Consider the following 24,473-nt stretch of genomic DNA (forward strand, 5'->3'; position numbering starts at 1 on the left):
AAATGGGGGCTTGACCATAAATTCGGGAGGACGTTTTTTTGGAAAGAGTTTATCCTTTTTGCTCCATAGTACATGATTCGGGAGGAAGATCTACCCTAGCTTGAGTAACCGGCTGACGAAGAGTGCCTGAGGTATTCCATTCCAAAAAATGAACTTTGAAGACAAGCTTCGGTTTTATCCAAAAAGCACCCTTCCCTCGCTGGGGATCAGCTGTAAAGGGCATTTGATCTATTTTTAAATGCTGTACCTCTGCAGTTAAGTCGCGTTTATCCTGTACAGTCAATTTTCCTGGCCCGGCATGTCCGATATAATGCAAATTCCCTTTATCATCATACAGCCCAAGAAGTAGCGCATTGACGATGCCGTCTCGGAACGTTACACCCCCGGCTACTGCCGTAAGATCAGAAATGATTTTGCGTTTCTGCCAGCGTTTATCTTTTCCACCGGGAGCATAAGTACTGTTGATATCCTTACAGACGATTCCCTCTAAGCTCTGACTCTGAGCAGCGGCGAATAATTCTGTGGGATCGGTATAACTGGGTACGGCCTGAACATGGGGATGCGGCAGCAGAATATCGTTTAGCAGCTGCTGCCGTGAGGATAAAGGCTGATCCATCGGCGATTGGCCATTATAAAACAGAATATCAAAAATCATATAAATGACAGGAACCTGATGCCTAACGACGGAAATGGTGGAGCCATTCTTTAAGCTGTCCCTCCGCATTACCTCGTGAAATGAGGGCTTGCCGTCCTTGAGTGCAATGATTTCACCATCAAGAATAACGGAATCAGCCTTGCAGTAAGCAGATACATCAGTAAGCTCAGGATATTGCGCTGTACGGTAATTTCCACGTCTGTTAATAAGCTGAGTAGTGCTTCCGTTGTAATAGGACAACATTCGAACGCCATCCCATTTAATCTGTGCAATCCACTGGTTGCCTGCTGGAAGCTGCCCAGCCAGTATAGGTTCAAAAGGAATAATAGGCTGAAGCTTCATCAGCAGAGCCTCCTAAGATACGGTTGTTTTACTTTTTGGGCTGCGGCGTTTCGGTTTTGGTGCAATGACAGGAATAGTTCCAGAAGCTTCGTTTTGCTGATCGGCAGGCTCAGCTGCTGTCTTAGTCTTGGAAGTTTTTCTTTTGGCAGCCGGAGCCGCTTTAGTCTTGGTCTTCTTGGTACCTGTTAAGGAAGGTCCAGGATCTGTTGGGATATGCTGAACAGCCTGAATACTGGCCTGCAATGCAGCCATTAGATCAATCACATTGCTCTCCTGTTTAGCGGGAGCGATATGAAATTCCTCGCCTGCAATCTTATGTGAGATTAGATCAAGCATGCGCTGACGATAATCATCGGTATATTTTGCCGGATCAAAAGGCGTGGATAGCTGTGAAATGAGCAGCTTGGCCATATCCAGCTCTTTATCATTCACCGTCCCTGCTTCGGGCAGGCCAGGCACTTGCGAGACCGGTCGCACTTCATCAGGATAAAAAATAGTCTCGATGGCGAGGCAATCCTCCAGTACACGAATAGCAGCCAGACTGCTTTTTGAACGAATCGATATTTTGGCGATGCCAATTTTACCAGTTTGACGCATGGCCTCCATAAGAAGGCGATAGGCATTTGTGCCTGCCTGATCGGGGGATAAGTAATAGGTTTTTTGAAAATAAATGGGATCGATCTCCGTCAGGTCAACAAAGTCGAGAATGGTAATGCTTTTGCTGCTTTCGTCAGTTAATTGATCCAGTTCCTCCTTGTCGAAGAGAACGAATTTCCCTTTTTCATACTCATAACCCTTGCCGATTTCTTCCCAAGCCACCTCTTTGTCACACACCGGACATTTACGTACATACGACAGTGGGCTGCCGCATTCCTTATGGATATAACGCAGAGAAATGTCCTTGTCTTCTGTAGCGGAGAACATCTTAACTGGAACATGCACTAGCCCGAAGCTGATGGCTCCTTTCCAAACGGTATGCATGAGTAACGCCTCCTGATCTAAGTTATTCTGCTTTGGGTTAGTATGAGGCAGGAAAGGCTTTTCTAGCCGGGTGCATTTTTTGAGAAGCATGGGAAAATATAAAATCAGGCCTTTAAAGCTGAGGAGGAGAATACAAAGGGATGGAACCAAGAGGTAATGATTGGAGCGATGCGCTGAGCGAGCAGGATATACCGGCAACAGTAGTGGATTGGGACAGCATAATTGCTCCCCCGGAGGCTAGTCAGGTATCCGATTCGGAGAAGCTGGATGCAGAGCGAACGATCGAAGATACATCACCCTTAGAATCGTAAACTTTGAGAACAATAAAGGAGGAGAACAGTGGTGGACGTCAAACGAGCACAGGATATTTATGCTTCAAAAGAGACGGTAAGTGTACATTTGGATGGAGAACCTGTATGGATTGAGCATGTGGATGCACAGAACGGAATGGCTACGGTGCAAGTAGGCTCAAGACCAACCAATACGCATACAGTAGGCGTGGAACGGTTAGAGGAGCAAGAACATTAACGAATGACTACTCAGAGTGTGTGAATAAGCGAAATCAAACCTGTATAAAAGAGACTCTTTATGCTTATTTTTGCGTAGAGGTCTCTTTTTCTATTGTAAGCATACTGACATGTAAGATTGAACAGGGACAGTTGTTGCGGTGGATGGAGCATACCGATATAATTAAATGTAATGGTTTTTGGCAGGTATATATTAAAAGGTGGTAGTTGTAGTTGGACAATACAGACGAAACGGTGTTCACTTACCGTTCATACAGCCTCCAGGATACAGAGTTGCTTGCAGCTGCTCTAGCTACTGCTTCGTCGCCTGGGATGGTTATAGGTTTGGATGGCGATCTGGGCGCAGGAAAAACGGCATTCTCGCAAGGGTACGCTCGGCATCTCGGCGTAAAGGGGATCGTAAACAGTCCTACTTTTACAATTATTAAAGAGTATGAGGGCCGTCTACCGCTATATCATATGGATGTATATCGGATTTCGCTTCAGGAAGCGGACGAGCTTGGACTAGATGAGTATTTCTACGGGCAAGGCGTCTGCTTGGTGGAATGGAGCAGTATTATTACGGATTTAATGCCGCCGCGGCATATGCACATATACATGGAAACAGTCGGGCCGGATGAAAGAATGATTACGGTGACCGGAATTGGGGAGCCGTATGGTGAGCTTTGCCGGAAGCTGATCCAGAAGTGGGGTTAAGGAAGATGACGAATCAGAATACAGAGCCGCGCAAGCGGCTTTTAGCGCTGGATACATCAACTGCAGTATTAGGCGTGGCAATTACAGAGAATGGGGAACTACTGCATGAAATTAATGCTTCCGGAGAACGGAATCATTCAGTACATTTACTGCCGATTATAGAGCAGGCGCTGCAAGCTACGGGAACTACTGCTGCAATGCTGGGAGGGATTTCTGTAGGTGTGGGTCCTGGATCGTATACGGGAACACGTATCGCAGTTACTGCAGCCAAAACGCTGGCATGGGCATGGAATGTCCCGGTAGTTGGTATTTCGAGTCTACATGCAGTGGCATGGGGCGGATATCAAACAGCCCTCAAGAATAAGGCGCAAGAAGAGTTAGGACAAGCTAATGAGAACAGTGGCTTCGGGCCTGATTGGATCATTCCACTGATGGATGCACGTCGAGGACAGGTATACACCGGACTTTTCGCAGCTGAGAGAAATAACGCTCCTAGCCGTCTTGAACCTGATGCCATCCGTCTGATGGCAGACTGGGTAGATTATTTAGCTGAACGTTTAGAACAGGCGTCAGTTGAGGGTAATAAGCCCGCTGTTCTTTGGTTTGTTGGGGAGACTGCTGTGCATGGCAGCGAGGAATCGCTTCGTCCATTGAAGGATCTTGGTGCTTCTATTGCAGTTCCTTATGAAATGGAAGGCCGCTGGACAGGATTTCTTGGAGAAGCGCGGATTCTGGTAGAGAATGATGATATCCATAGTTTGATCCCTAACTATACTCAGATTTCAGAAGCGGAGGCCAATCTGCGGTTAAGCAGAGAAGGAGGCTTAAAGAAACAATGACGGAAGCGGAATCAATGGGAGCTCAGGAGGCTGAACTTGTTTTTCGTTTGATGAAGCTTACGGATATTCCTGACATTCTTATCATTGAACGGGAAGCCTTCACGATGCCTTGGACGGAGGAAGCTTTTCGAAACGAGTTGACACATAATCATTTTGCAAAATATATGGTTATGGAGCTGGCAGGTCATATTATCGGTTATGCCGGTATGTGGGCCATCGTGGATGAGGCGCATGTGACGAATATAGCCTTGCTCGAAGCCTATCGTGGACGTAAATGGGGCGAACGCCTGCTCGAAGAGCTTATGAAGACGGCGTCTTATGTGGGGATGAAATCGATTACGCTTGAAGTACGGGTATCGAACGAGGTAGCACAGAATTTATATCGTAAAAAAGGCTTTCGTTCTGCCGGCACACGCAAAGGATATTACTCCGATAATCGCGAGGATGCGCTCATTATGTGGGCGGATCTGCCAGAGTACGAGGAGCATGGCAATATGGAAGGAAGCGTGGAATTAAAATGAAGACAGAAACGGGCGCAGCTCAGCCTGTACTTATACTTGCTATTGAGACGAGTTGTGATGAAACGTCGGTCGCTGTGGTTAAAGATGGCTCTGAAGTGTTATCCAACATTATCTCGAGTCAGATTGAGACGCATCGCGCCTTCGGGGGCGTGGTACCAGAAGTAGCTTCCCGTAAACATGTGGAAGTGATTACGCTGGTGATAGAGGAAGCACTCGCTACAGCAGGGGTTACACCAGATCAATTGTCGGCGGTGGCAGTTACGCAAGGCCCGGGTTTGGTGGGGGCTTTACTTGTCGGGGTAGTAGCAGCCAAGAGTCTTGCTCTCGCATGGGGCAAGCCGCTGATTGGCACTCATCATATTGCAGGACATATTTATGCTAACCGTTTAGTGGCAGAGTTGCAGTATCCCTGCATGACACTAGTGGTATCCGGCGGACATACTGAATTGGTTCATATGGAGCGGGAAGGTCAGTTTCGAATTATCGGACGCACCCGTGATGATGCGGTAGGCGAAGCCTATGATAAAGTGGCACGGGCACTGGGATTCCCTTATCCTGGCGGACCTCATGTAGACCGTCTTGCACGAGAAGCGGCGGAGGTTGTAACGTTGCCAAGAGTATGGCTTGAGCCGGATTCTTATGATTTCAGCTTCAGTGGCCTAAAGTCGGCTGTGCTGAACGTTGTGAATCAGAGTAAGATGAAAGGTCTCACACCAGATGTGGCGGGTATTGCCCGCGGGTTCCAAGAATCTGTGGTTGAGGTTCTGGTTGAAAAAGCAGTACGTGCTGTTAAAGCTACTGGCTCCAAGCAGTTATTGCTGTGTGGAGGCGTTGCTGCTAATGCTGGACTCCGCTCGGCATTGATCTCGCGCTGTGAAGCGGAAGGCATTGAGCTAATTATTCCACCTCCGGTATACTGCACGGATAATGCAGCGATGATTGGAGCGGCTGCTTACGTTAAGTGGCAGCATGATGGCGGTACACCGCTGGATATGGTTGCAGACCCAGGGTTCTCACTGGAACAATGGTCTGTATCCGCCTATTGACATCATTTGGAGCTAGCGAGTATAATCAGTTCAATTATACAAGGAAACGCGATGAGCAGAAGTAGTAAGGATACTCTGGGATAAGAGAGCTGCGGGTAGGTGCAACGCAGTCGAAGGAGACCTGAACTCGTCTAGGAGCGGAGCGGTGGAAACATTGCCGGCAATTGTCGCCGGAACGTTCGTACACTGTTTACGGGTAACCTCCGTGAAAGGGTGGTCGAGTATCTAACATACTGGACCGTAGAGTGGATGTTCAATTGGGATCGGCAGTAATTTAACCGGTACAGAGCATCAACAAGAGTGGTACCGCGAAGGTTAACAGCCTGTCGTCTCTTGAATGAGATGGCAGGCTTTTTTGTATGGATTTAGAGTAGTGAGTAACTTATATACAACACGCTAGGAACGGGAGTAGTAGAGAAAGATGGTGAACAGAGAGCTGCGGGGTGGTGCGACGCAGTCACCGGATGTCTTGAATCTCGCCCGGGAGCGGAGCGGCGGAAAGAAGAGTACGCTGCCTACGGCTGTCCCCGTTATCGGACCTTTCCGGTCCATCCTGATATCCTCAGGATGGACCGGGAAGAAGAGCTGGACGCAGCTTAACGGCTTGAATTATTTTAATAGCCTATGCGTCAAAAAGAGTGGTACCGCGGAGGGGTAACCCGCCGTCTCTTTATTAGAGACGGCGGGTTTTTGCGTTCTTATAGAAGCGGTTCCGGTTACGGACTCAGGCGCTACATAAGACGCCAAGAGTGAACCCTCAGCACATTCCAAATTGTGCAGTGGATTCATTCGTATCAGCTGCCGGCAGCAGTGGGTGGGGAATTTAGCAGGACTACAAGTCGACGTGTGGATCTGCGCTGAAGCATAGGCTAGGGTAAGGAATCTAATAAGAGGAAAACAGGAGGAATTCAGATGATTATTCCAGTAAAGAAACGTATACAAATTTTCGATACGACTCTGCGAGACGGTGAACAGGCTCCGGGCGCAAGTCTGACCCCAGAGCAAAAAATACTGCTGGCCTATAAGCTCGCAGATCTGGGTGTTGATGTGATGGAACCTGGATTCCCGATATCGAGCCCTGGTGATTTTGCAGCAGTACAGACGATTTCACGTAAGGTGCGAAATGTGGAAATTTGCGGTTTTGCACGGGCGGTTAAAGGGGATATTGACGCGGCAGTCCGGGCAACCCAAGATGCTGAACGGCGGCGGATTCACCTGTTCATCTCCTCTTCTGATATTCATTTGCAGCATCAATTGCGTATGAGCAGAGCTGAAGTCGTAGCCAAAGCCCGCGAGATGACGGCTTACGCGCGTCAATTCTCTGATGTCGTTGAATTCACGGCGATGGATGCTGCGCGAACAGGAATCGATGATCTGATTGAAATGGTTGAAGCTGTCATTGAGGAAGGCGCTTCTATTATCAATCTGCCCGATACGGTCGGTTACGCCTTGCCACATGAATACGGGGAAATGTTCCGACGAGTGCGGCTGGGAGCAAGAGGCGGGGACAAAGTAAGCTATAGTGCCCACTGTCACAATGATTTGGGGCTGGCTGTAGCCAACAGTCTGGCGGCGATTGATGGAGGCGCGACACAGATCGAAGTCACTGTGAACGGAGTAGGTGAGCGTACCGGGAACTGTGCACTAGAAGAGCTTGTGATGGCGCTCGAAACCCGCGGGGATGCGATTGGGGCAGAGACAGGCATTGTGCTAGATAAGTTGTACGATACTTCACGGATGATCAGCGGGGCAATGCATTTTCCAATCGCCTATAACAAGCCAGTCGTTGGAAGAAATGCTTTCCAGCATGAGTCAGGGATTCATCAGGACGGTTTGCTGAAGGATCGCAGCACCTATGAGATCATGGATCCGGAACGGCTGGGCATCCCACGTAGCATGATCATTCTGGGCAAGCATTCTGGCAGACATGCGCTGAAGGACCGGGCGGCGAAGTATGGCATTACGCTTGAGCCTGCGGAGCTGGATGCATTGTATGAATCGTTTAAAGAGACGGCTGACCGTCAAAAGGTTGTCAGTGATGACCAACTGCTGCAAATGGTAAGCACTACTACTGGACAACAAGCTCAGGTTTATGAATTGGGCGAGGTTCAGGTATTGGCAGGTAGCGCCCAGCGCCGGGTGGCCGCTGTTACGGTTCGCCATTTGAAATCTGGACAGGAAACTTCACATACTAGTACTGGGGATGGTCCGCTTGAGGCCATTATCGCTGCTATTGGCCAAGGGATAACAGAGGACATAGATTTTGCGGGACTTGAACTGCATTCACTTGGAAGTGGAGAGAATGCCCAAGCGGAAGCGGCTGTGATGGTAGAGTGGGAAGGTCTTAAATTTAGAGGCACAGCTACGCATCAAGATATTATCATGGCAGCAGGAATTGCTTACATTGCAGCCTGTAACGCTGCGCTGCTCTCTACACAAATTGTTTAATATATATAGACCCGCTGTCTGATTTAGAGGTAGCGGGTTCTTTTTTATCATAAAATGAAGGGTTTTTGGAGCGGTTACGTCTTTTGTCAAGTTGTGGACAACGTTATCCACATATTCTGTCTGAGTTGTGTAAAAAGTGCGTAAAATCAGCAATGTCGGCGTTTTTTTTAATGCCTCTATAACCATTTTTGTTAGCAGTGAAACCTTGTGGGAATTGTGGATAATGTGGATAATTCAGTGGATAATAATTCCTGGGAATTGAAAATACCGATTTATCGCATAAAAAAAGCCCCTAAGGGGCTTTTTTAGTAGGTAGTTATACACGAAACCTGTGCATAGAGCTGTGGATAACTATTTATGAACAAATCGAGAAATATGAAAAAATATTTATGAAGTGGATTTTACATTATTCGTCAGCAAGGATTTCCCATTCGTTAAATAAATCTGTAAGCTGCGTTTTTTTGTTTTTTAGGTCCTCTTCATAACCTTGAAGTGCTAAATAATCCTGATAAACTTCAGGTTTAGTCATTTCATTTTCTATAAAAGCGATCGACTCCTCTAGTGAGGCAATGCCTTCCTCGAGCTCAGCGATACGCCGCTTCCGGTTACGCTCTTCACGCTTGGCTTGCTTATCCGCTTCGAAGGAGGAAACAGTGCTTTTTTCAGGAACTGCAGCATCCTTGTTGACGTTCTTGGAGGCTAACTCGGCGGCATCTTTCGCTATCTCTTCTAATTCTCGTTTTTTCTCGATATAGTCATCGTAGTTACCAAGGTATTGGTCGATCCCCTCGGGATGAAGCTCCAGCACGCGTTCAGCCATTTTGTTGAGGAAATAACGGTCATGAGAAATGAAGAGCAATGTACCTTCGAAATCGATTAAAGCTGATTCCAGCACCTCACGACTGACCAAATCTAAATGGTTGGTTGGCTCATCGAGAATGAGCATATTTGCGCCGCGCAACATGAGCTTCGATAATGCCACGCGTGCTTTTTCGCCGCCGCTCAGCGCGGAGATCTTCTTAAGAACATCTTCACCACTGAAGAGGAAATTGCCAAGAATTGTACGGATTCTGGCTTCCTCAATCATTGGGTATTCACTCCATAGCTCTTCCATTACCGTATTTTTCGGATTAAGGCGTGTTTGCTCCTGATCATAATAAGCAACCTTGACTTTCGTGCCCCAATTCACGGTTCCAGCGGACGGCTCCCGGGTTCCGGTCATACACTGCAGCAGTGTAGATTTACCGATACCATTGGGACCGATGAGTGCCGCGGTTTCTCCACGCCGCAGTTCAAAAGAAGCATCCTTAAACAAAGGTGGACCATCATTAAAGGAAACGGCTACATTTCGAACTTGCAGCACTTCTTTACCAGACATGAAGTCGGGCTCAAAGGAGAAGCTGGCTTTCTTCAGATCGCCCATCGGTCGATCTATGCGGTCCATCTTCTCAAGCGCTTTGCGTCTGCTCTGCGCACGTTTCGTGGTAGATGCTCGCACTATGTTTTTCTGTACGAAATCTTCCATTCTTGAAATCTCATCCTGCTGTTTCTCATACTGTTTCATTCGTGCTTCATATTCAGCAGCCTTCAAATCTACATACCGGCTGTAATTGCCTGTATAACGTCGAGATTGATGACGTTCGATCTCTACAATAGTAGTCACAAGCCGGTCCAGGAAATAACGGTCATGAGAAACAACCAGAATTCCGCCAGCATAACTGCGAAGATAATCCTCAAGCCAAGTTAATGTTTCAATATCCAGATGGTTCGTAGGCTCATCCAGCATTAGAAGATCGGGAGCCTGAAGCAAAATGCGGGCTAATGCGAGCCGAGTCTTCTGGCCACCACTAAGTGTGGCGATGGGTGTATCCGGTGGGAACTCGCCGAAGCCCATGCCGTGCAGGACACTTCGGATTCGTGTATTCATTTCATAACCACCGTGATCCTTGAACCAATCTGATCGGCGGGCATATCGTTCGAGCAGCTCTTCGTACCGTTTTGGGTCTTCTGCCAGCTTAGGATCAGCAATGCTTACTTCCATCTCTCTTAGCTCAGCCTCGGCTTCGATTAACGGTGCGAAAACGGCCATCATCTCTTCATGAATGGTTTTGTCGGATTGAAGTCCGCTATTTTGGGCTAAGTACCCGATTGTAGTTTCTTTTGATTTATGAATTTGACCGCTGTCGTAGGACATTTCACCAGCCAGAATTTGTAGAAAAGTTGATTTTCCGGCACCATTAACACCTACGAGTCCAACACGTTCCTTTTCATTTACCTGGAGGCTTATGCCGTCTAGTACGTTCTGTATACCATATGATTTTGTAATTCCTGTCGCTTGAAGAAGCATAACGATGAAACCTCCACCCTTGCATATTTCGCCTTGGTATTTATACCTCAGCCGTATGAACAACTTATTCTATAGTTTACATGAAAAGCGTTTCCCAAGCGAGAGCTCGATATATCGGAAGCAAGGAATAAAGACCTGGCTCGGAAACACAGTCCTATCCACCTTGGCGAACCGGGGAGAAGAGTGGTAAACTGGATTTACAAACAAGGATAAGCTTGGGATAAATATATGGGGGTGACCGACGATGTCAAGTAAGGGGTCGGTGATCTCCAAAATAAAGCAACAACTAAGAACTGAGAAGACCATCGCCCGAAACGAGCTCTCCTCGGACCAGAAAAGGGAATTGTCTTTTCTGGTCTGCAAGCATGCATCAGAGTGGCTGAAGACGAAGGACATCGCCTCACTGATGGCTTATGTATCTTTCCGTTCTGAACTCGATACCAACGCGCTTCTTACACAGGCGTGGAAGGATCAGCGCAGGGTACTGCTGCCGCGTGTTATTCCGGCAAGTGGTGCAATGAGTGTTCATAGGGTGAGCGCGTGGAGTGAGCTTGAGCCGGGGGCGTTTGGTATCCATGAACCTATTGTATCCGGCAAAGATTCACAAGAAATTGAAGTTGTTACACTACCCGAGGTTGTGTTTGTTCCGGGGCTGGCTTTTGATCTCCAAGGGGGTAGGCTTGGTTACGGCCGAGGATACTATGATCGATTGCGTGCGACATGGGAGACGGAAGAGTATGCCGCTGCGAAGCCGCCTGTCTGGATCGGGCTAGCCTATAGTATGCAGCTGGTTCCGAAGGTGCCCATGGATGAGCATGATGCCTTTATGGACATGCTGATTACTGAAAATGGCATAGTGCACTGCCGAAAAGGAGAGTGAGCCGTGGAATTGACCCATTTTAACGAGCAGGGAAGAGCTCGTATGGTGGATGTGAGTGAGAAGGAGATTACGAAGCGGACAGCTGTCGCGCGGAGTAAGATCAAGATGGCAACGGAGACGCTTAGTGCCATCAAGGAAGGTAAGATCAGTAAAGGAGACGTACTTGCCGTTGCGCAGATCGCTGGGATTATGGCGGCCAAGAAGACGTCTGACTGGATTCCGATGTGCCATCCGCTCCCGCTTACCGGTATTGACATCAGCTTCTCCGATAACAGCGAAGATGAACTTTATATAGAAGCAACAGTCCATACCACCGGAAAGACCGGAGTTGAAATGGAGGCGTTGACCGCTGTTTCTGCCTCAGCATTAACGGTATATGACATGTGCAAGGCTCTTCAGAAGGATATGATTATCGGACCAACGCTATTAGTGTCTAAAAGCGGGGGCAAGAATGGAGATTACGCGCTTGAACCTTGATCAGATCTTATGTTCGATGCGCTGAAGCAAGCGGGCTGCACTGTACAGCTAATTATACATAGAGAGGGAGGACAAACCTATGGCGTGGAAAACAGCAATCCTAACGGCCAGCGATAAAGGGGCCAGGGGCGAACGGGAAGACACGAGCGCCCAGGTTATTCGGGAGCTGGTGGAAGAGGAGCTTGGGGGCGAGATTGTTGAATATCGGATCGTGCCCGATGAACAAGATGAGATTATCGCAGCTTTGATAGAACTGACAGATTATTTTCAGGCGGATCTGGTATTGACGACCGGAGGTACCGATCTAGCAATACGCGATGTGACTCCGGAGGCTACTCGGCGTGTAATCGAGCGGGAAGTACCTGGACTTTCAGAAGCGATGCGAAGTACAGTGATGCAAAAAAACCGTGCGGTGATGCTGTTCCGCGGGATATGCGGCATTCGTGGACGCACGTTGATTGTTAACTTACCGGGTACACCGAAGGGTGTTCATGAGAATTTGGCAGCCATTATGGATCAATTACCGGAAGCGTTACTAATGGTAACTGGCCAATACCGCCAATAACATTGTCATATTCTTGTCACGTCACAAGGATAAACTATTTATAGAAGATAGTGGATGTAACTGTGACAAAAGTTATGGTATTATTAGTTTATCGTAAACGATGCCATGATCGGATAGACGGACAAGGAGGAATAATAATGTTTAGTGGAATTGGAACTCCGGGTATTATCTTGTTGGTTATACTGGCACTGCTCCTCTTTGGCCCGAATAAACTGCCAGAGTTAGGCCGCGCAGTTGGACGAACCTTCCGTGAATTTAAGGAAGGCGCACGTGAAATCATCGGTGATACTGATCCGGTGAAGAAGAGCGAAGCTCCTGTGCCGACGGCCCCGCAGACGGTCGCTGCAGATATTCCTCAGGACAAACGCCTGCCGGAATAATAATAAGTTTAACAATGGGGCTATCTCACAAGTCTAATAGACTTAGGAGACGCCCCTTTTTCAATTTGCTTGTTGCTTTCTGCAGAAACGGGCACAGCTTTACACAAAGCTGGTGTAATGTTTCTACTCTTGTCATGGGATGGTGTCAGGATGTCTCTCGAAACGGAAGAAATGTCGGTGGTGGATCATCTCACCGAGCTGCGTAAACGGATTATTTATGTGCTGATTGTATTTATTCTTGGATTGGTAGGAGGTCTGTTCTGCGCCAAGCCCATTTACGATTATTTAATTAGTACAGATCTAGCACAGGGCTTTGTTCTGCATGCGTTCTCATTCTGGGATGGTATCGGGATGTATATGAAGATCGCGATGGCGGTTTCGCTTGTCATTTCAATCCCTTTTATTGCTTATCAATTGTGGGCTTTTATTAGTCCAGGCCTTCGACCAGAAGAGCGTAGTGCAACATTGCGTTATGTTCCATATGTTTTTGTTCTTTTTTTAATCGGTCTTTCTTTTGCTTATTATGTGGTTTTTCCAATGGCGCTTTCGTTCACGATCTCAATCACCCGGAGTATGGGGCTGGAAGAGACCTACGGAATTGCGCAATATTTTAACTTCATGTTCAGTCTGGTGCTACCTTTAGCGTTGTTGTTTGAGCTTCCGCTGCTGGTGATGTTTCTGACCAAACTGCGGGTTCTTAATCCGATACGCTTGCGTAAAATGCGTCGATACGCCTATTTCACGCTTGTCTTTATCGCCGTAGTCATCACTCCCCCAGATTTCATCTCGGACTTTCTGGTGACAATTCCACTGCTCATTTTGTATGAGTTCAGTGTATTCTTATCTGCATTTGTCTATCGCAAACAGCTTGCTGCAGATGCAGCGAGGGAAGAACAGTATGTTAAGAGTGAGGAAGAGTGATTAAGGGCTGTCGCTAAGTAGATATTTCTACGAAAGAGACAGCTCTTTTATTTTTAAAACGCCTTTAAAGTAAAGATGTGTTTAGTCTTTTTGAAATGTTCAAGCGTAGGTGGTACAGTTGAAACTACTGGGAATCAAACGCATATTTTCACACCCTGTGGATAGAATGTTATAGAGTGTGTGCCTAGGACAACCGGTGAAACGTTGTTTTTACGAAAACAAATGCGAATTTGTGTAAAAGGACTTGAAATTCGGGCTCAAGTTGAGTATCATAAAAATTGTTGTTAGCACTACAGACCGTCGAGTGCTAACGCTTATGGAAAATATGAGATGGACCAGAGATTTGTAGCGTCCAATTGATATTTTTCATAAACATCAGAGAGTTAGAAGTAAGGCCAGCAAGTTCTAAACTATGTTTTGAAGCAAAATAACATAATTTTAAAGGAGGCTATTTTTTCATGATCAAACCTTTAGGTGAACGCGTATTGGTGCTACCGAGCGAGCAGGAGGAAACCACTTCATTCGGGATTGTGCTTCCGGACTCCTCGAAAGAAAAGCCACAAGAAGGAACAATTATTGCAGTAGGCAGCGGAGCTTTGAAAGATGGAGTACGTGTAGCGCTTGAAGTAAAAGAAGGCGACCGTGTTCTTTTCTCAAAATATGCAGGAACAGAAATCAAATACGAAGGCAAAGAATATTTGATTATGAAAGAAAGCGACATTCACGCGATTCTTGACTAAGCGAGATTCGATCATAAGCTAAATCTAAACTACTTAAAGTAACGTGATATACAAAAAATTCTAGGAGGTAATTACACAATGGCTAAAGAAATTAAATTTAGTGAAGAAGCTCGCCGCTCTATGTTGCGCGGTGTAGATGCTTTGGCAAATGCGGTAAAAGTTACACTCGGACCAAAAGGCCGTAACGTGGTGCTTGAGAAAAAATTTGGTAGCCCGCTTATCACTAACGATGGTGTAACTATCGCTAAAGAAATCGAACTTGAAGATGCATTCGAGAACATGGGTGCTCAACTAGTTAAAGAAGTTGCTACTAAGACTAACGATGTAGCCGGTGACGGTACTACAACTGCAACGGTTCTGGCACAAGCTATGATCCGTGAAGGTCTGAAGAACGTAACTGCAGGCGCTAACCCAATGGTTATTCGCAAAGGGATCGACAAAGCAGTTCGTGCAGCAGTTGAAGAATTGCAAAAAATCGCTAAGCCAATCGAAGACTCCCAAGCTATCGCTCAAGTAGCTGCTATCTCTGCTGCTGACGAAGAAGTGGGCCAATTGATTGCTGAAGCTATGGAAAAAGTAGGTAAAGACGGTGTTATCACTGTTGAAGAATCCCGTGGATTCGCTACTGAGCTTGAAGTTGTAGAAGGTATGCAGTTCGACCGCGGTTACATTTCCCCGTACATGATTACTGATACGGACAAAATGGAAGCTGTTCTGGAGAACCCATACATCTTGATCACTGATAAAAAAATCAGCAGCACTCAAGAAATTCTTCCATTGCTTGAAAAAATCGTTCAACAAGCTAGACCGCTTGTTATTATCGCTGAAGATATCGAAGGCGAAGCACAAGCTATGTTGATCGTGAACAAACTGCGTGGAACATTCAACGCTGTTGCTGTTAAAGCTCCTGGCTTTGGCGACCGCCGCGAAGCTATGCTGCAAGATATCGCTGCTCTGACTGGTGGTCAAGTGATCACTGAGAAGCTCGGTCTTGATCTGAAGAGCACTTCCATTGAACAACTGGGTAACGCACGTCAAGTACGCGTAACTAAAGAAAACACAACAATCGTAGACGGAAGCGGCGACAAAGCGGACATCAATGCTCGCGTAAGCCAAATTCGTGCTCAACTGGAAGAAACAACTTCCGAGTTCGACAAAGAGAAATTGCAAGAGCGTTTGGCTAAATTGGCTGGCGGCGTAGCCGTTGTCAAAGTTGGCGCTGCAACTGAAACTGAATTGAAAGAGCGTAAGCTTCGCATCGAAGACGCCCTGAACGCAACTCGCGCTGCGGTTGAAGAAGGTATCGTTTCTGGTGGTGGTACAGCTCTTGTGAACGTATATAGTGCTGTTGCTGCTGTAGATGTAACTGGCGACGAGAAAACAGGCGTTAACATCGTGCTTCGTGCGCTTGAAGAGCCAATTCGCACCATCGCAGCTAACGCTGGTCAAGAAGGTTCCGTAATCGTGGACCGCTTGAAAAAAGAAGCAGTAGGTATCGGCTACAACGCTGCTACTGGTGAATGGGTGAACATGTTCGAAGCAGGTATCGTTGACCCTGCTAAAGTAACTCGTTCTGCTCTTCAAAACGCTGCATCTGTAGCGGCTATGTTCTTGACTACTGAAGCAGTAATTGCTGACAAGCCAGAACCAGAAAAACCAGGTATGCCTGACATGGGCGGCATGGGTGGAATGGGCGGCATGATGTAATAAGGCTGATTAAGCCTGTAGCATCATCTGAGAAATAGTTAAGGCTATTTTTTGCTCAGTTTGAGAACTGGTCACGTTAAAAACTATTTTCTAAAGTATAGACTACTTCCTAAAAACAGGAGGTAGTCTTTTTTATGTTATTAAAATTTGCTTTTCAGGATTTTCTCGATGACAGACGGTTTAAGAATACAACGGAAAAGAATATAAGGAACTATCAAACTATGCTTGGCGAGTTTGTGGAGTATTGTAATCAGCACGAGGTTGTAAGTGTGGAGGACATAACATATAACCATGTGCGTCAACATCTTATGGAATGTCAGGAGCGGGGTAATAAGTCAGGTTCTATTAATACAAAACTTATGCGAATCAGAGCCTTTTTGAACTATATGGTGGAATGTGAAGTTATAGCGAAAAATCCAGCTAAAAGAGTCAAAATGCAAAAAGAAGATGTTAAGATTGATGTTTTCACAGATGAGCAAATACGTCAGATGCTTAACTTCTACAGACGTATTAAGCAACGGGAAAAGAGTTACTTTGCTTATCGGGATTATATGATGATAGTGACTATACTCGGAACAGGGATTAGAAGAGGTGAGATCATTAATCTAAAATGGACTGATATTGATTTAATTAATCAAAACATTGCGGTTTTCGGTAAAAGCAGAAGAAGAGATACACTTCCGATAACTGATAAGTTAACTAAGGAATTAGCAGCATATCGTACTTATTGCTCTCAGCATTGGGGAGATTTAAGTGACTATGTTTTTGTGAAAAGAGATAATACTCAAATGACTGAAAATGCATTGATGTTGATTTTTAAGTATCTAGGAAAAAAAATGAATTTTAAAGATGTTAGGGTATCTGCTCATACTTTTCGTCATACATTCTGTCATCGACTTGCAATGTCAGGAATGAGTGCCTTTGCCATTCAAAAGCTAATGCGTCACCAAAACATTACGGTTACGATGAGATATGTTGCTATGTGGGGTAATGAACTGAGGGAGCAGAATACGAGGTTCAATCCACTTAACGATTTGGATATATAAGCAGTTCAAGTGATGAAGAAGGAGAATAAAACCTTGTTCTTTTGACTCTTTCATTACAGCTACAAGCATCGTTAACGTACTGGGGTATTGTCTATGACCATAATCAGCAGTGAACAACTATAAAAAAGTTCTTTTCAATTACCGTGGGATTTTCGCTCCCAGTCATATAACTATATATAGAGTAAATGACAAGCATAAGTTTGAAAGTGAGGTGAAGGGGATAGGTTGAAAGATGATAAATTGATATGATCTTGTGTAATCGGCTATTCACATACCCGTAGAAACCCTTATTTAGTTTTTGACGAAACGAAAGGTACAACTGCTCTCAATTGTCATTATCAGAAGAATCGTCAGAGATGCTTATCTGATGCTTTAATGGTGTTTTTAAAAGAAATTTTAATCTCTCAACCTTTGAAAGCTTTAAAAGATTTTTAAACACTTTTAAACAATTTCAAAGATATTTGATGATTTGAGCGATGAATTTCTAAAAGACTATAAAAGACTTTAAAAGACTATAAAAGACTTTAAAAGACTTTAAAAGACTTTAAAAGACTTTAAAAGACTTTAAAAGACTTTAAAAGACTTTACAAGACTTATATAGCTTATCCGAATGTTTATGCACTGCCAAATTAGTAGAATCAACTTCCCGCTTATCACTATATGAAGTGAACCACCCTCCGAGAGATACTCGGAGGGTTTTATTTTTGCTGATTACATCACAGGTTCACAAACTCACGAAGGAGAGATGATGAGAATGAATGATAAGGAATTACGTGGAGAATTATTTGGATTACAGAAGAAATATGGAACGCCAACAGTTTTCATTGCAACAAAGTGTGGGGTTTCTAGGGAGCATTTATCGAGATGGCTACACAATGAGTCATATGTGATCTCAGATGAGCTAAAGACAAGACTTAAATTATTTTTCAAAGGGGAAATGTAGAATGACAAATGTTAACGTAGTAGATGCTCCCTGTGGTTATGGTAAAACATCATGGGCAATCCAATACATGAATGAAATGAGTATTGAATCCCATAGATTCATTTATGTCACTCCCTTTCTAGATGAAGTAAAAAGAGTCCAAGAAGCTGTGTATACTCGGAATTTCCATGAACCTATATCCATAAAGGGGGAAACAAAACTAGAGGACTTACATCGTCTATTGGGACAAGGGTATGACATTTGCACCACACATGCCTTATTTCAAATGGCAAACACAGAAACAAGGGAACTAATAAAAAGTAATAACTACACCCTGATTCTAGATGAGGTAATGAATGTAATTGAGCAAGTTCCTCTCAGAAAAAATGATTTAGATTTCTTGTTTGAAGCTGATGCCATTGAATTTGATGTTAGAGATAATCGATTGAAGTTCATTAAATGGAAAGTAGATAAAATCGGCTTAGACACAAAGTATAATGACATCAAAAAAATGGCATTAACAAACAATCTTATGTACTGTGATAATTCTGCTTTAATATGGAATCTCCCTTGTGAACTGTTTTTGTTGTTTAAGGACGTATTCATTCTAACGTATTTATTTAAAGGGCAATTTCAACGCTATTATTATGATTTGCACAAAATTAAATATAGATATTTATCTGTTGCTAAAGGACAACAGGGTTATAGCTTAGTTCCATATGTGAATAGGCAAATCCATGATAAGACAGTACTCAGTGAGAGAATATCTATTTATGAAGGGCAACTCAATACAGTCGGAGAGAAAAGGAATGCACTTTCAACAAGCTGGTTTGAGAAAATTGATAATAAGGATTTGATAATTACGTTAAAGAGAAATACTTATAACTATCTATCAAATATGTGCAAGGCAAACAAAGACACAGCCCTATGGACAACTGTTAAAGGGAACAACGATAAAATTATGAAAAAAGTAAAACCAAGAAGCTTTGCTAAATGCTTTATTCCAATGAATTTAAGAGCAACTAATACTTACAAAGATAGATTTCATCTCGCTTACTTGATTAATAGGTTTATGAATCCTATCGAGAAAAAATTTTTTGAACAATATGGTGTTACAGTTGACCAAGACGCTTGGGCATTGTCAGAACTTATACAGTGGGTTTGGAGAAGTCGTATTAGGGATGGGGAACCAATTGAGATTTACATTCCCAGTAGTCGAATGCGGGGACTATTTCAACGTTATTTAAGAACTGATGAATTTGAAAGTCTACCAGACAGCACTATTACTAATGAAGTACCTAGTGACTGGCATCTTTGATATTTAGGCAAACAGATTGCCTAAGTACATCGAATAAACCCAGTGAATATAAGGAATTTCAAAGTGTTTCCTTAAAGAAAAAGATTAAAAATATTAATATATTATTCATTCACTACTTGTGGGAGAAAAAAATATTACTTTTTGCCATCGCACAACTTCGTTGTGCAACGTCTTAAAAGTAACATTTTGTTTCCCCACTTTTCTAAATAAATAGTTGTGTTATGTAACAATCACTCACAGTAAAGATATTATTTTATGCAATGTAACCCAAACGATTCGAAAAGCAGAGCGTTCGAATCGTGGACAAGGACATGGAGCGAAGCGGTGTCCGCGTCAGGCACTTTGAATCCTAATTAGAATAATACTTTATTCGGCTTTCGTAAGTATAGCAACTAACAAATAGGTTGTGAAAATGAGCGGATCATGGTATCATACCAATATATATAATTCTCAACGAAAGAGATGATCCAATATGAATCTTCATAGGTATCAGATTCCCAAGACTAACTTAAACGTTTTTGACAAGCAGAGTGGCTACTAAGCTACTCTGCTTTTTTATTTTGAAAAATTGGTAGTGTACTTTATTTAGTACCTTTAAGGGAGGTGGTATGAATGTAGTTTACTGACCCAAAACGATATGAATAACACAATTTAATCAGAGAGGATTGGTTTAAGCATGAAAACCACAAGATCAATAGACAACAAGGGTGATAACTTCCCTGTTAGTGAGAATCAAATGTTTATAGGACAAATAGCATCTTCTCCTGCTGTTGGGAAAATATTTGCTAAGAGAACTGAGTATTTGTCTGTAGTTAAGGAATTTAAGGAAGCAATTGAATTTCTCGGATTATCTAATCAAAGAAAAAACTCTACCGCTATCTTAATTTTAAAGAGTAATACTTATATTGAGATTGTTGAAAGAGAAGACTGTATTTTCCTAAATGTAAGCTTTAAAGGAGATAAAGCTGGATTCTCTGGATTAACTGATACAAAGGGATTCGGTTATAGAAAATTCTTGGAAAGTTACAAGCGACAACCCTCTATAATGGTTGCTCTGATTTGTGAAGAGACTAACGAGGAAACACTTTTTTTAGGAGTGAAAAATGTCAAACTAACGACTCTATAGGCATAGTAGGTAGCTTGATACTTTAAAGATGAGTCTGAATAAAACATCGGTTTTATTTATACCATAGGGGGTCTTTAAATGGAGAGTGAAGAACGTAGTAAGCAAATAAATGCGAAGTTCGAGAGTATTCTTCCAAAGTTATGGCAGAAGTCTCGAGAAAACGTTGAAACTTTGAAAATTGAGTATATGAAGACCCTGCATACGAAGCTTTTAGATGTTATACGAAACCAACTCACTATTCCAGCATTCTATAATTACTTCACAGGTTTTAGTATAGAAGATATATCAAGTGATGTAAGCATCATATTTGGAACCAATACTACTCTAAAAAAGGAAATATTGGAGTTTGAGTATTTGTCATTGCTAAGAACAGCGTTGACAAGCATAACAGGAGTTGATTATGAGATTTCGATTGTAGTCAATGAGGAAAACTCTGTTCCCGAATCCCTTGAGGGCAAGACTCTTGAAGAACTATGGATAATGGCATACGGAGAGAAGGATTTAGAAGAACGGAAAGCATTACATCAGAAGAGGAAGTTAAAGTCAGATTACGGTGAAGGAGAGATTAATTTAACTGATTGTCTTATGTGCGGTTGCAATGAGGTTCCAAATACTGATATAAGTATTGAACTAAAACTTGGAGGAGCATTGTTTATTGACTCCACTTTCAGGGGAGCCAAATGTACACAGTGTAATGAAATGTATTTTAATACTCCCACATCAGATTATATATTAAAACTCGCCAAAGTCTTTGATGAACTATTTCCTGAGCAGATTTCAAGAGAGGTGAAATAATGCACGAAGCACAGATGATTCAGGAGCGACTTAATCAACTTAACGAGAGTGTCAATGAATTGACTGACAATGTACTTTCAATTGTGTCTTATACAGATGAACGACTCAAAGCAATTGAAAAATTGATGTGGAAGATCGAGAGTAAATTGGTTGACCAAACTACAATCTTAAATTTGTTATCTGAAAATGAATTGATAGATCAGTTAGTAACACGGAAATATCATATGGATCGAGTTATACCTTTTCATCTCATGAGCCAAAAAGACAGATTAGAAACCATTGAAGCAATGAATGATGAGCTTTAAACAAGAATATGCCTATGAGCCGATTTGAGATAGTTTTTGGTACGAAACCAACTTATGCCTTGGAGAATGTTTTCGGAGCGGATACAACAACAGGGAAAGATTGGCTTGAAGTTCATTATGAATCAAGGATTAGAACTATATTGAAGACTATAACGAATATTGACTATAAGGTTTCATTTGTACTTAGAAGTAAAGAAAACAGAAATGAAGGGGATAAGATGTATAAAGACGTGGTTCTGGTAAGACCAGCCAACAATTTTAAACTGTTGCTCGAATTTGAAGGCAGAGAATTTCGAGTGTTTGATTTTCTAGCATATGGAAAAACTAAAAAGGGATTACCTTTGGAGATTTTAAATAACATAAACTTGTTTGAGAGCGTCAAGCTTGACGGAACAGGAACTATCTATTGGGACAATAAGTATGATCTTGCAATTGAATTTTTATATAATACAAGTGTTTTGGTATCAGAACTACTCTAAGGAGCAGAAGGTTAATGACTTCAATGGAGATTAGCTAAACTGTTATATGATAGTTGTGTAAACGTCAATAGCCCTAATCTTGTTATTAAGATTAGGGCTATTAAAGTATAATCACTTTCTAAGCTCCATCATTGACTTTTCTAGCTTCTTTAGTTCAGCGTACAATGTAGCTTTAGGTATGCCAGTGGACTTGATGATTTCGCTTACTGTCAGTCCATTTGTCTCGCGTTCGGCATACAGATTCAAAGCACGTTTGATGATGCTTGCATCCTTTGCAGGACGACCCATATGAGTACCTTTAGCTTTAGCTCGTTCTCTGCCTTCTGTTGTGCGGTCTACTATCAAGTCTCTCTCAAATTGTGCAAATGAGCCTAGCATGTTAAACATTAGTGTTTGCATAGGACTAGCCTTTTCAACAGCTTCAAAGTGTAGATTGTCCTTCAAGAACTTCACATTGATACCTCTAGCAAGCAAGTCATTGACGATCCTGTTCAGGTCGATGATGGAACGCGCTAAACGGTCGATCTTGGTTACGACTAGCGTATCGCCTTCTGACATGTCTTCTAATAGTTCTTTCAATGCAGAACGCTTCTCTGTGGATGTTCCAGTCACTTGCTCATGATAGATGTTAGCGCATCCTGCTTCTTTAAGAAGTAGCTTCTGAGTCTCTAGTCCATTGTCCTGCCCAATTGTCGATGTTCTAGCATATCCGTACATTGTCATTGTAATTACTCCATTCGTCTAAAAGTTTATTAACTTCTATACAATACATTTTAGACTATCTTCTAGACTATTACAAGTACAAATGTTTCAGACTTCTAAATTGTTTTCACCCTATGGCAAAAGTCGAAACTTATGGACAAATATACCAATAGATAATATGATTCGTAATTAAATATTTTTTCAAAATAAACAATAACATGATTTTATTGGCAACATAAGGAATGAAGAATATTACTCGAATAAAAGTTTCAGTAAAAGAATTTCAAAATAGAGTAACCAGAGTTGGATATGGGAGAAACTTATGACATACAGGAGTTTAAAACTCCGAACCAATATAAACAACAACAAGGGGATACAAAATTATGAAGAAATTACTTGCATCAGCTTTTCTTTTATTGGCTCTTACTGCTTGTAGTACCAATAATTATGCCAATACAAATACTGATATTGAAGAAGTTGTCGTTGAACCGAAGGCAAGTTGCGATACAGGAACATTAACAGATCAAATTTTCTGTTTGCTAGATGAGTCGGAATATTCAGAAGTATCATTCCGCATCGGTTACAATAACAAGCAAGATGAAAAGGTGTATAAAATGTTTAGGGATTATTCAAAAATCATGGAGAGTCCTGATGCAAGTTCCTCAGATGAGGATTTAAGAGTGCAATTATTAATGGGTAATTTGGTTGAGCAGGGTGTCTTAGATGCAAATAAAGCACTACCACATATCCAAACATTAAGTGATATGGTAATCAAAAAAACAAATGAGAGTATTGCAAAAAATCAAAAAATACTAGACGAGATGTACTATATTCCAGATATTGGTATGACCGAAGATGAAGTTCTCTCGTCTAAGTGGGGTAAACCTAAAGATGTTAATAGAACAACTACTGCATATGGAGTTAGCGAACAATGGGTGTATTATGGGGGAAGATATGTTTATCTTGAAGATGGTATTGTGACTAGCATTCAAGAATGAGAGAAAAAGAGATACTATGTTCTCAATAAAACTCGTATTTTATTTATACAGAAAGCTCTGAGATTATCTATTAGGGTTTAATATAGACAACAAGTAATGCTCTGTACAGGGGCGTTCTACTTCTTGAATTGGTCATAAGAAAAGCCCAAGGATGCTTCCTTTGGAATGTTTAGATATAATTTCAAGACATTCTATGCTATACGAGGAAGATAAGTGGAAAGCTGTAGATACAATATACAAGGATTAGTCACTCAATATGAGTGGCTTTTTGTTATGTAGGAAAGGGAGGGGATGGTTTACAGTTGGAAATTGATTGTTGTTGTAACGAAAAACTGGTACACATACAGCCAGATACTCAATAGTGTTTTGAAGTACTATTTTAGTGTTTTGATTTTCCCAACTTTCCCAAAAAAACATAAGCTGAGGGCATAGTGATACCTATAGATATAGGTGTAAGATTATATAGTGAAAAACATTATTCAAGACGGTAAAGCAAAGAGATAACAGCGGTACAGTTCATTGGTATGTTGGAACATAAAATGAACACATTCTGTAAGAACGTGAAGGAATAATGGAAACAAGCATAATAAAAAGCTGATTCCACTAGAAGCATTTTTGGTATTCTTCTTTAATTTGTCAGGCTTGGTTTTAGAGCGATATTTGGTTATAAGTGAATTTCGACAGTTTGTAAATAGTGAGAACAAAGGTAC

At 42.8% G+C, this 24,473-nt stretch carries 26 protein-coding genes and 1 other annotated feature; of the genes, 22 read left to right on the top strand and 4 right to left on the bottom strand.

Annotated elements, in window-relative coordinates; genetic code table 11:
• Positions 1-49 precede the first annotated feature (49 nt).
• Both R50345_RS04705 and ku read right to left on the bottom strand, forming a co-directional pair.
• Positions 50-997: an ATP-dependent DNA ligase gene (locus R50345_RS04705; protein WP_042124509.1), complete on the bottom strand. Its 948-nt coding sequence runs from the start codon at positions 995-997 to the stop codon at positions 50-52.
• A 12-nt stretch (positions 998-1,009) separates the two neighbouring features.
• Positions 1,010-1,978, bottom strand: a complete 969-nt coding sequence (ku, locus tag R50345_RS04710; protein WP_042124511.1) for a non-homologous end joining protein Ku — start codon at positions 1,976-1,978, stop codon at positions 1,010-1,012.
• A 140-nt stretch (positions 1,979-2,118) separates the two neighbouring features.
• Here ku and R50345_RS31130 point away from each other — a divergent pair, with 140 nt between their 5' ends.
• The 7 genes from R50345_RS31130 to R50345_RS04745 all read left to right on the top strand — a co-directional run bounded on the left by R50345_RS31130 (position 2,119) and on the right by R50345_RS04745 (position 8,055).
• Positions 2,119-2,289 carry a hypothetical protein gene (locus tag R50345_RS31130; RefSeq protein ID WP_156114724.1) on the top strand — a complete coding sequence of 57 codons (171 nt, stop codon included), beginning with the start codon at positions 2,119-2,121 and terminating at the stop codon, positions 2,287-2,289.
• 31 nt (positions 2,290-2,320) lie between these two features.
• A complete protein-coding gene (locus R50345_RS04715) occupies positions 2,321-2,506 on the top strand; it encodes an H-type small acid-soluble spore protein (RefSeq protein ID WP_042131867.1) in 186 nt (61 codons plus the stop codon).
• A 212-nt stretch (positions 2,507-2,718) separates the two neighbouring features.
• Positions 2,719-3,201, top strand: a complete 483-nt coding sequence (gene tsaE, locus R50345_RS04720; RefSeq protein ID WP_042124513.1) for a tRNA (adenosine(37)-N6)-threonylcarbamoyltransferase complex ATPase subunit type 1 TsaE — start codon at positions 2,719-2,721, stop codon at positions 3,199-3,201.
• 5 nt (positions 3,202-3,206) lie between these two features.
• Positions 3,207-4,040 carry a tRNA (adenosine(37)-N6)-threonylcarbamoyltransferase complex dimerization subunit type 1 TsaB gene (gene tsaB, locus R50345_RS04725; protein ID WP_042124514.1) on the top strand — a complete coding sequence of 278 codons (834 nt, stop codon included), beginning with the start codon at positions 3,207-3,209 and terminating at the stop codon, positions 4,038-4,040.
• Positions 4,037-4,561: a ribosomal protein S18-alanine N-acetyltransferase gene (gene rimI / locus R50345_RS04730; RefSeq protein ID WP_042124516.1), complete on the top strand. Its 525-nt coding sequence runs from the start codon at positions 4,037-4,039 to the stop codon at positions 4,559-4,561. The genes tsaB and rimI overlap by 4 nt, the downstream gene beginning before the upstream one ends.
• Positions 4,558-5,607 (top strand): tRNA (adenosine(37)-N6)-threonylcarbamoyltransferase complex transferase subunit TsaD, encoded by a 1,050-nt coding sequence (tsaD, locus tag R50345_RS04735; RefSeq protein ID WP_042124518.1) that lies wholly within the window; start codon positions 4,558-4,560, stop codon positions 5,605-5,607. Before rimI ends, tsaD begins: the two co-directional genes overlap by 4 nt.
• Before the next feature lie 389 nt (positions 5,608-5,996).
• Positions 5,997-6,280: a binding site (T-box leader), on the top strand.
• A gap of 239 nt (positions 6,281-6,519) precedes the next feature.
• Entirely contained in the window at positions 6,520-8,055 is a 1,536-nt protein-coding gene (locus R50345_RS04745; RefSeq protein ID WP_042124522.1) for a 2-isopropylmalate synthase, read from the top strand.
• A 406-nt stretch (positions 8,056-8,461) separates the two neighbouring features.
• On the opposite strand, the gene R50345_RS04750 is transcribed toward R50345_RS04745, so the two are convergent.
• Positions 8,462-10,402, bottom strand: a complete 1,941-nt coding sequence (locus tag R50345_RS04750; protein ID WP_042124525.1) for an ABC-F family ATP-binding cassette domain-containing protein — start codon at positions 10,400-10,402, stop codon at positions 8,462-8,464.
• A 244-nt stretch (positions 10,403-10,646) separates the two neighbouring features.
• Here R50345_RS04750 and R50345_RS04755 point away from each other — a divergent pair, with 244 nt between their 5' ends.
• The 14 genes from R50345_RS04755 (at position 10,647) to R50345_RS04820 (ending at position 22,063) form a co-directional block, all read left to right on the top strand.
• Positions 10,647-11,282: a 5-formyltetrahydrofolate cyclo-ligase gene (locus R50345_RS04755; RefSeq protein WP_042124527.1), complete on the top strand. Its 636-nt coding sequence runs from the start codon at positions 10,647-10,649 to the stop codon at positions 11,280-11,282.
• 3 nt (positions 11,283-11,285) lie between these two features.
• Positions 11,286-11,759 (top strand): cyclic pyranopterin monophosphate synthase MoaC, encoded by a 474-nt coding sequence (moaC, locus tag R50345_RS04760; RefSeq protein ID WP_042124529.1) that lies wholly within the window; start codon positions 11,286-11,288, stop codon positions 11,757-11,759.
• Between the two features lie 79 nt (positions 11,760-11,838).
• Entirely contained in the window at positions 11,839-12,324 is a 486-nt protein-coding gene (locus tag R50345_RS04765) for a MogA/MoaB family molybdenum cofactor biosynthesis protein (protein ID WP_020429419.1), read from the top strand.
• A gap of 137 nt (positions 12,325-12,461) precedes the next feature.
• Entirely contained in the window at positions 12,462-12,704 is a 243-nt protein-coding gene (locus tag R50345_RS04770) for a twin-arginine translocase TatA/TatE family subunit (protein WP_042124532.1), read from the top strand.
• Between the two features lie 150 nt (positions 12,705-12,854).
• Complete coding sequence (tatC, locus tag R50345_RS04775) at positions 12,855-13,625, top strand: twin-arginine translocase subunit TatC (protein ID WP_042131868.1); 771 nt, start codon at positions 12,855-12,857, stop codon at positions 13,623-13,625.
• Between the two features lie 458 nt (positions 13,626-14,083).
• A complete protein-coding gene (gene groES / locus R50345_RS04780; protein WP_036676506.1) occupies positions 14,084-14,365 on the top strand; it encodes a co-chaperone GroES in 282 nt (93 codons plus the stop codon).
• A gap of 78 nt (positions 14,366-14,443) precedes the next feature.
• The gene (groL, locus tag R50345_RS04785; RefSeq protein ID WP_042124534.1) at positions 14,444-16,072 is read left to right on the top strand and encodes a chaperonin GroEL; all 1,629 of its coding nucleotides are present in this window, start codon (positions 14,444-14,446) and stop codon (positions 16,070-16,072) included.
• A gap of 134 nt (positions 16,073-16,206) precedes the next feature.
• A complete protein-coding gene (locus R50345_RS04790; protein WP_042124537.1) occupies positions 16,207-17,118 on the top strand; it encodes a tyrosine-type recombinase/integrase in 912 nt (303 codons plus the stop codon).
• Positions 17,119-17,872: 754 nt separating this feature from the next.
• Positions 17,873-18,061, top strand: a complete 189-nt coding sequence (locus R50345_RS04795) for a hypothetical protein (protein ID WP_042124540.1) — start codon at positions 17,873-17,875, stop codon at positions 18,059-18,061.
• 1 nt (position 18,062) lies between these two features.
• Positions 18,063-19,358: a DEAD/DEAH box helicase family protein gene (locus R50345_RS04800; RefSeq protein WP_052414467.1), complete on the top strand. Its 1,296-nt coding sequence runs from the start codon at positions 18,063-18,065 to the stop codon at positions 19,356-19,358.
• Between the two features lie 676 nt (positions 19,359-20,034).
• Positions 20,035-20,484, top strand: a complete 450-nt coding sequence (locus tag R50345_RS04805; protein ID WP_042124542.1) for a hypothetical protein — start codon at positions 20,035-20,037, stop codon at positions 20,482-20,484.
• A gap of 78 nt (positions 20,485-20,562) precedes the next feature.
• Positions 20,563-21,279 carry a hypothetical protein gene (locus R50345_RS04810; RefSeq protein WP_042124544.1) on the top strand — a complete coding sequence of 239 codons (717 nt, stop codon included), beginning with the start codon at positions 20,563-20,565 and terminating at the stop codon, positions 21,277-21,279.
• Positions 21,279-21,584 carry a hypothetical protein gene (locus tag R50345_RS04815; RefSeq protein WP_042124546.1) on the top strand — a complete coding sequence of 102 codons (306 nt, stop codon included), beginning with the start codon at positions 21,279-21,281 and terminating at the stop codon, positions 21,582-21,584. The genes R50345_RS04810 and R50345_RS04815 overlap by 1 nt, the downstream gene beginning before the upstream one ends.
• Positions 21,585-21,592: 8 nt before the next feature.
• Complete coding sequence (locus R50345_RS04820) at positions 21,593-22,063, top strand: DUF2442 domain-containing protein (protein ID WP_042124549.1); 471 nt, start codon at positions 21,593-21,595, stop codon at positions 22,061-22,063.
• Between the two features lie 111 nt (positions 22,064-22,174).
• Here the strand turns inward: R50345_RS04820 and R50345_RS04825 are convergent, their stop codons facing one another.
• A complete protein-coding gene (locus R50345_RS04825; protein WP_042124551.1) occupies positions 22,175-22,786 on the bottom strand; it encodes a recombinase family protein in 612 nt (203 codons plus the stop codon).
• Between the two features lie 362 nt (positions 22,787-23,148).
• Between R50345_RS04825 and R50345_RS04830 the strand changes: the two genes are divergently transcribed.
• Complete coding sequence (locus R50345_RS04830) at positions 23,149-23,763, top strand: hypothetical protein (protein WP_042124553.1); 615 nt, start codon at positions 23,149-23,151, stop codon at positions 23,761-23,763.
• Positions 23,764-24,473 lie beyond the last annotated feature (710 nt).

Origin of the sequence: Paenibacillus sp. FSL R5-0345, from assembly GCF_000758585.1 — a bacterium.
Classification (GTDB): Bacteria; Bacillota; Bacilli; order Paenibacillales; family Paenibacillaceae; genus Paenibacillus_AQ.

Coding starts and splice junctions, on each gene's coding strand:
- R50345_RS04705 (WP_042124509.1), bottom strand. CDS start 997: ATGAAGCTTCAGCCTATTATTCCTTTTGAACCTATACTGGCTGGGCAG.
- ku (WP_042124511.1), bottom strand. CDS start 1,978: ATGCATACCGTTTGGAAAGGAGCCATCAGCTTCGGGCTAGTGCATGTT.
- R50345_RS31130 (WP_156114724.1), top strand. CDS start 2,119: ATGGAACCAAGAGGTAATGATTGGAGCGATGCGCTGAGCGAGCAGGAT.
- tsaB (WP_042124514.1), top strand. CDS start 3,207: ATGACGAATCAGAATACAGAGCCGCGCAAGCGGCTTTTAGCGCTGGAT.
- rimI (WP_042124516.1), top strand. CDS start 4,037: ATGACGGAAGCGGAATCAATGGGAGCTCAGGAGGCTGAACTTGTTTTT.
- tsaD (WP_042124518.1), top strand. CDS start 4,558: ATGAAGACAGAAACGGGCGCAGCTCAGCCTGTACTTATACTTGCTATT.
- R50345_RS04745 (WP_042124522.1), top strand. CDS start 6,520: ATGATTATTCCAGTAAAGAAACGTATACAAATTTTCGATACGACTCTG.
- R50345_RS04750 (WP_042124525.1), bottom strand. CDS start 10,402: ATGCTTCTTCAAGCGACAGGAATTACAAAATCATATGGTATACAGAAC.
- R50345_RS04755 (WP_042124527.1), top strand. CDS start 10,647: ATGTCAAGTAAGGGGTCGGTGATCTCCAAAATAAAGCAACAACTAAGA.
- R50345_RS04765 (WP_020429419.1), top strand. CDS start 11,839: ATGGCGTGGAAAACAGCAATCCTAACGGCCAGCGATAAAGGGGCCAGG.
- R50345_RS04770 (WP_042124532.1), top strand. CDS start 12,462: ATGTTTAGTGGAATTGGAACTCCGGGTATTATCTTGTTGGTTATACTG.
- tatC (WP_042131868.1), top strand. CDS start 12,855: ATGTCTCTCGAAACGGAAGAAATGTCGGTGGTGGATCATCTCACCGAG.
- groES (WP_036676506.1), top strand. CDS start 14,084: ATGATCAAACCTTTAGGTGAACGCGTATTGGTGCTACCGAGCGAGCAG.
- groL (WP_042124534.1), top strand. CDS start 14,444: ATGGCTAAAGAAATTAAATTTAGTGAAGAAGCTCGCCGCTCTATGTTG.
- R50345_RS04790 (WP_042124537.1), top strand. CDS start 16,207: ATGTTATTAAAATTTGCTTTTCAGGATTTTCTCGATGACAGACGGTTT.
- R50345_RS04795 (WP_042124540.1), top strand. CDS start 17,873: ATGAATGATAAGGAATTACGTGGAGAATTATTTGGATTACAGAAGAAA.
- R50345_RS04800 (WP_052414467.1), top strand. CDS start 18,063: ATGACAAATGTTAACGTAGTAGATGCTCCCTGTGGTTATGGTAAAACA.
- R50345_RS04805 (WP_042124542.1), top strand. CDS start 20,035: ATGAAAACCACAAGATCAATAGACAACAAGGGTGATAACTTCCCTGTT.
- R50345_RS04810 (WP_042124544.1), top strand. CDS start 20,563: ATGGAGAGTGAAGAACGTAGTAAGCAAATAAATGCGAAGTTCGAGAGT.
- R50345_RS04815 (WP_042124546.1), top strand. CDS start 21,279: ATGCACGAAGCACAGATGATTCAGGAGCGACTTAATCAACTTAACGAG.
- R50345_RS04820 (WP_042124549.1), top strand. CDS start 21,593: ATGCCTATGAGCCGATTTGAGATAGTTTTTGGTACGAAACCAACTTAT.
- R50345_RS04825 (WP_042124551.1), bottom strand. CDS start 22,786: ATGACAATGTACGGATATGCTAGAACATCGACAATTGGGCAGGACAAT.
- R50345_RS04830 (WP_042124553.1), top strand. CDS start 23,149: ATGAAGAAATTACTTGCATCAGCTTTTCTTTTATTGGCTCTTACTGCT.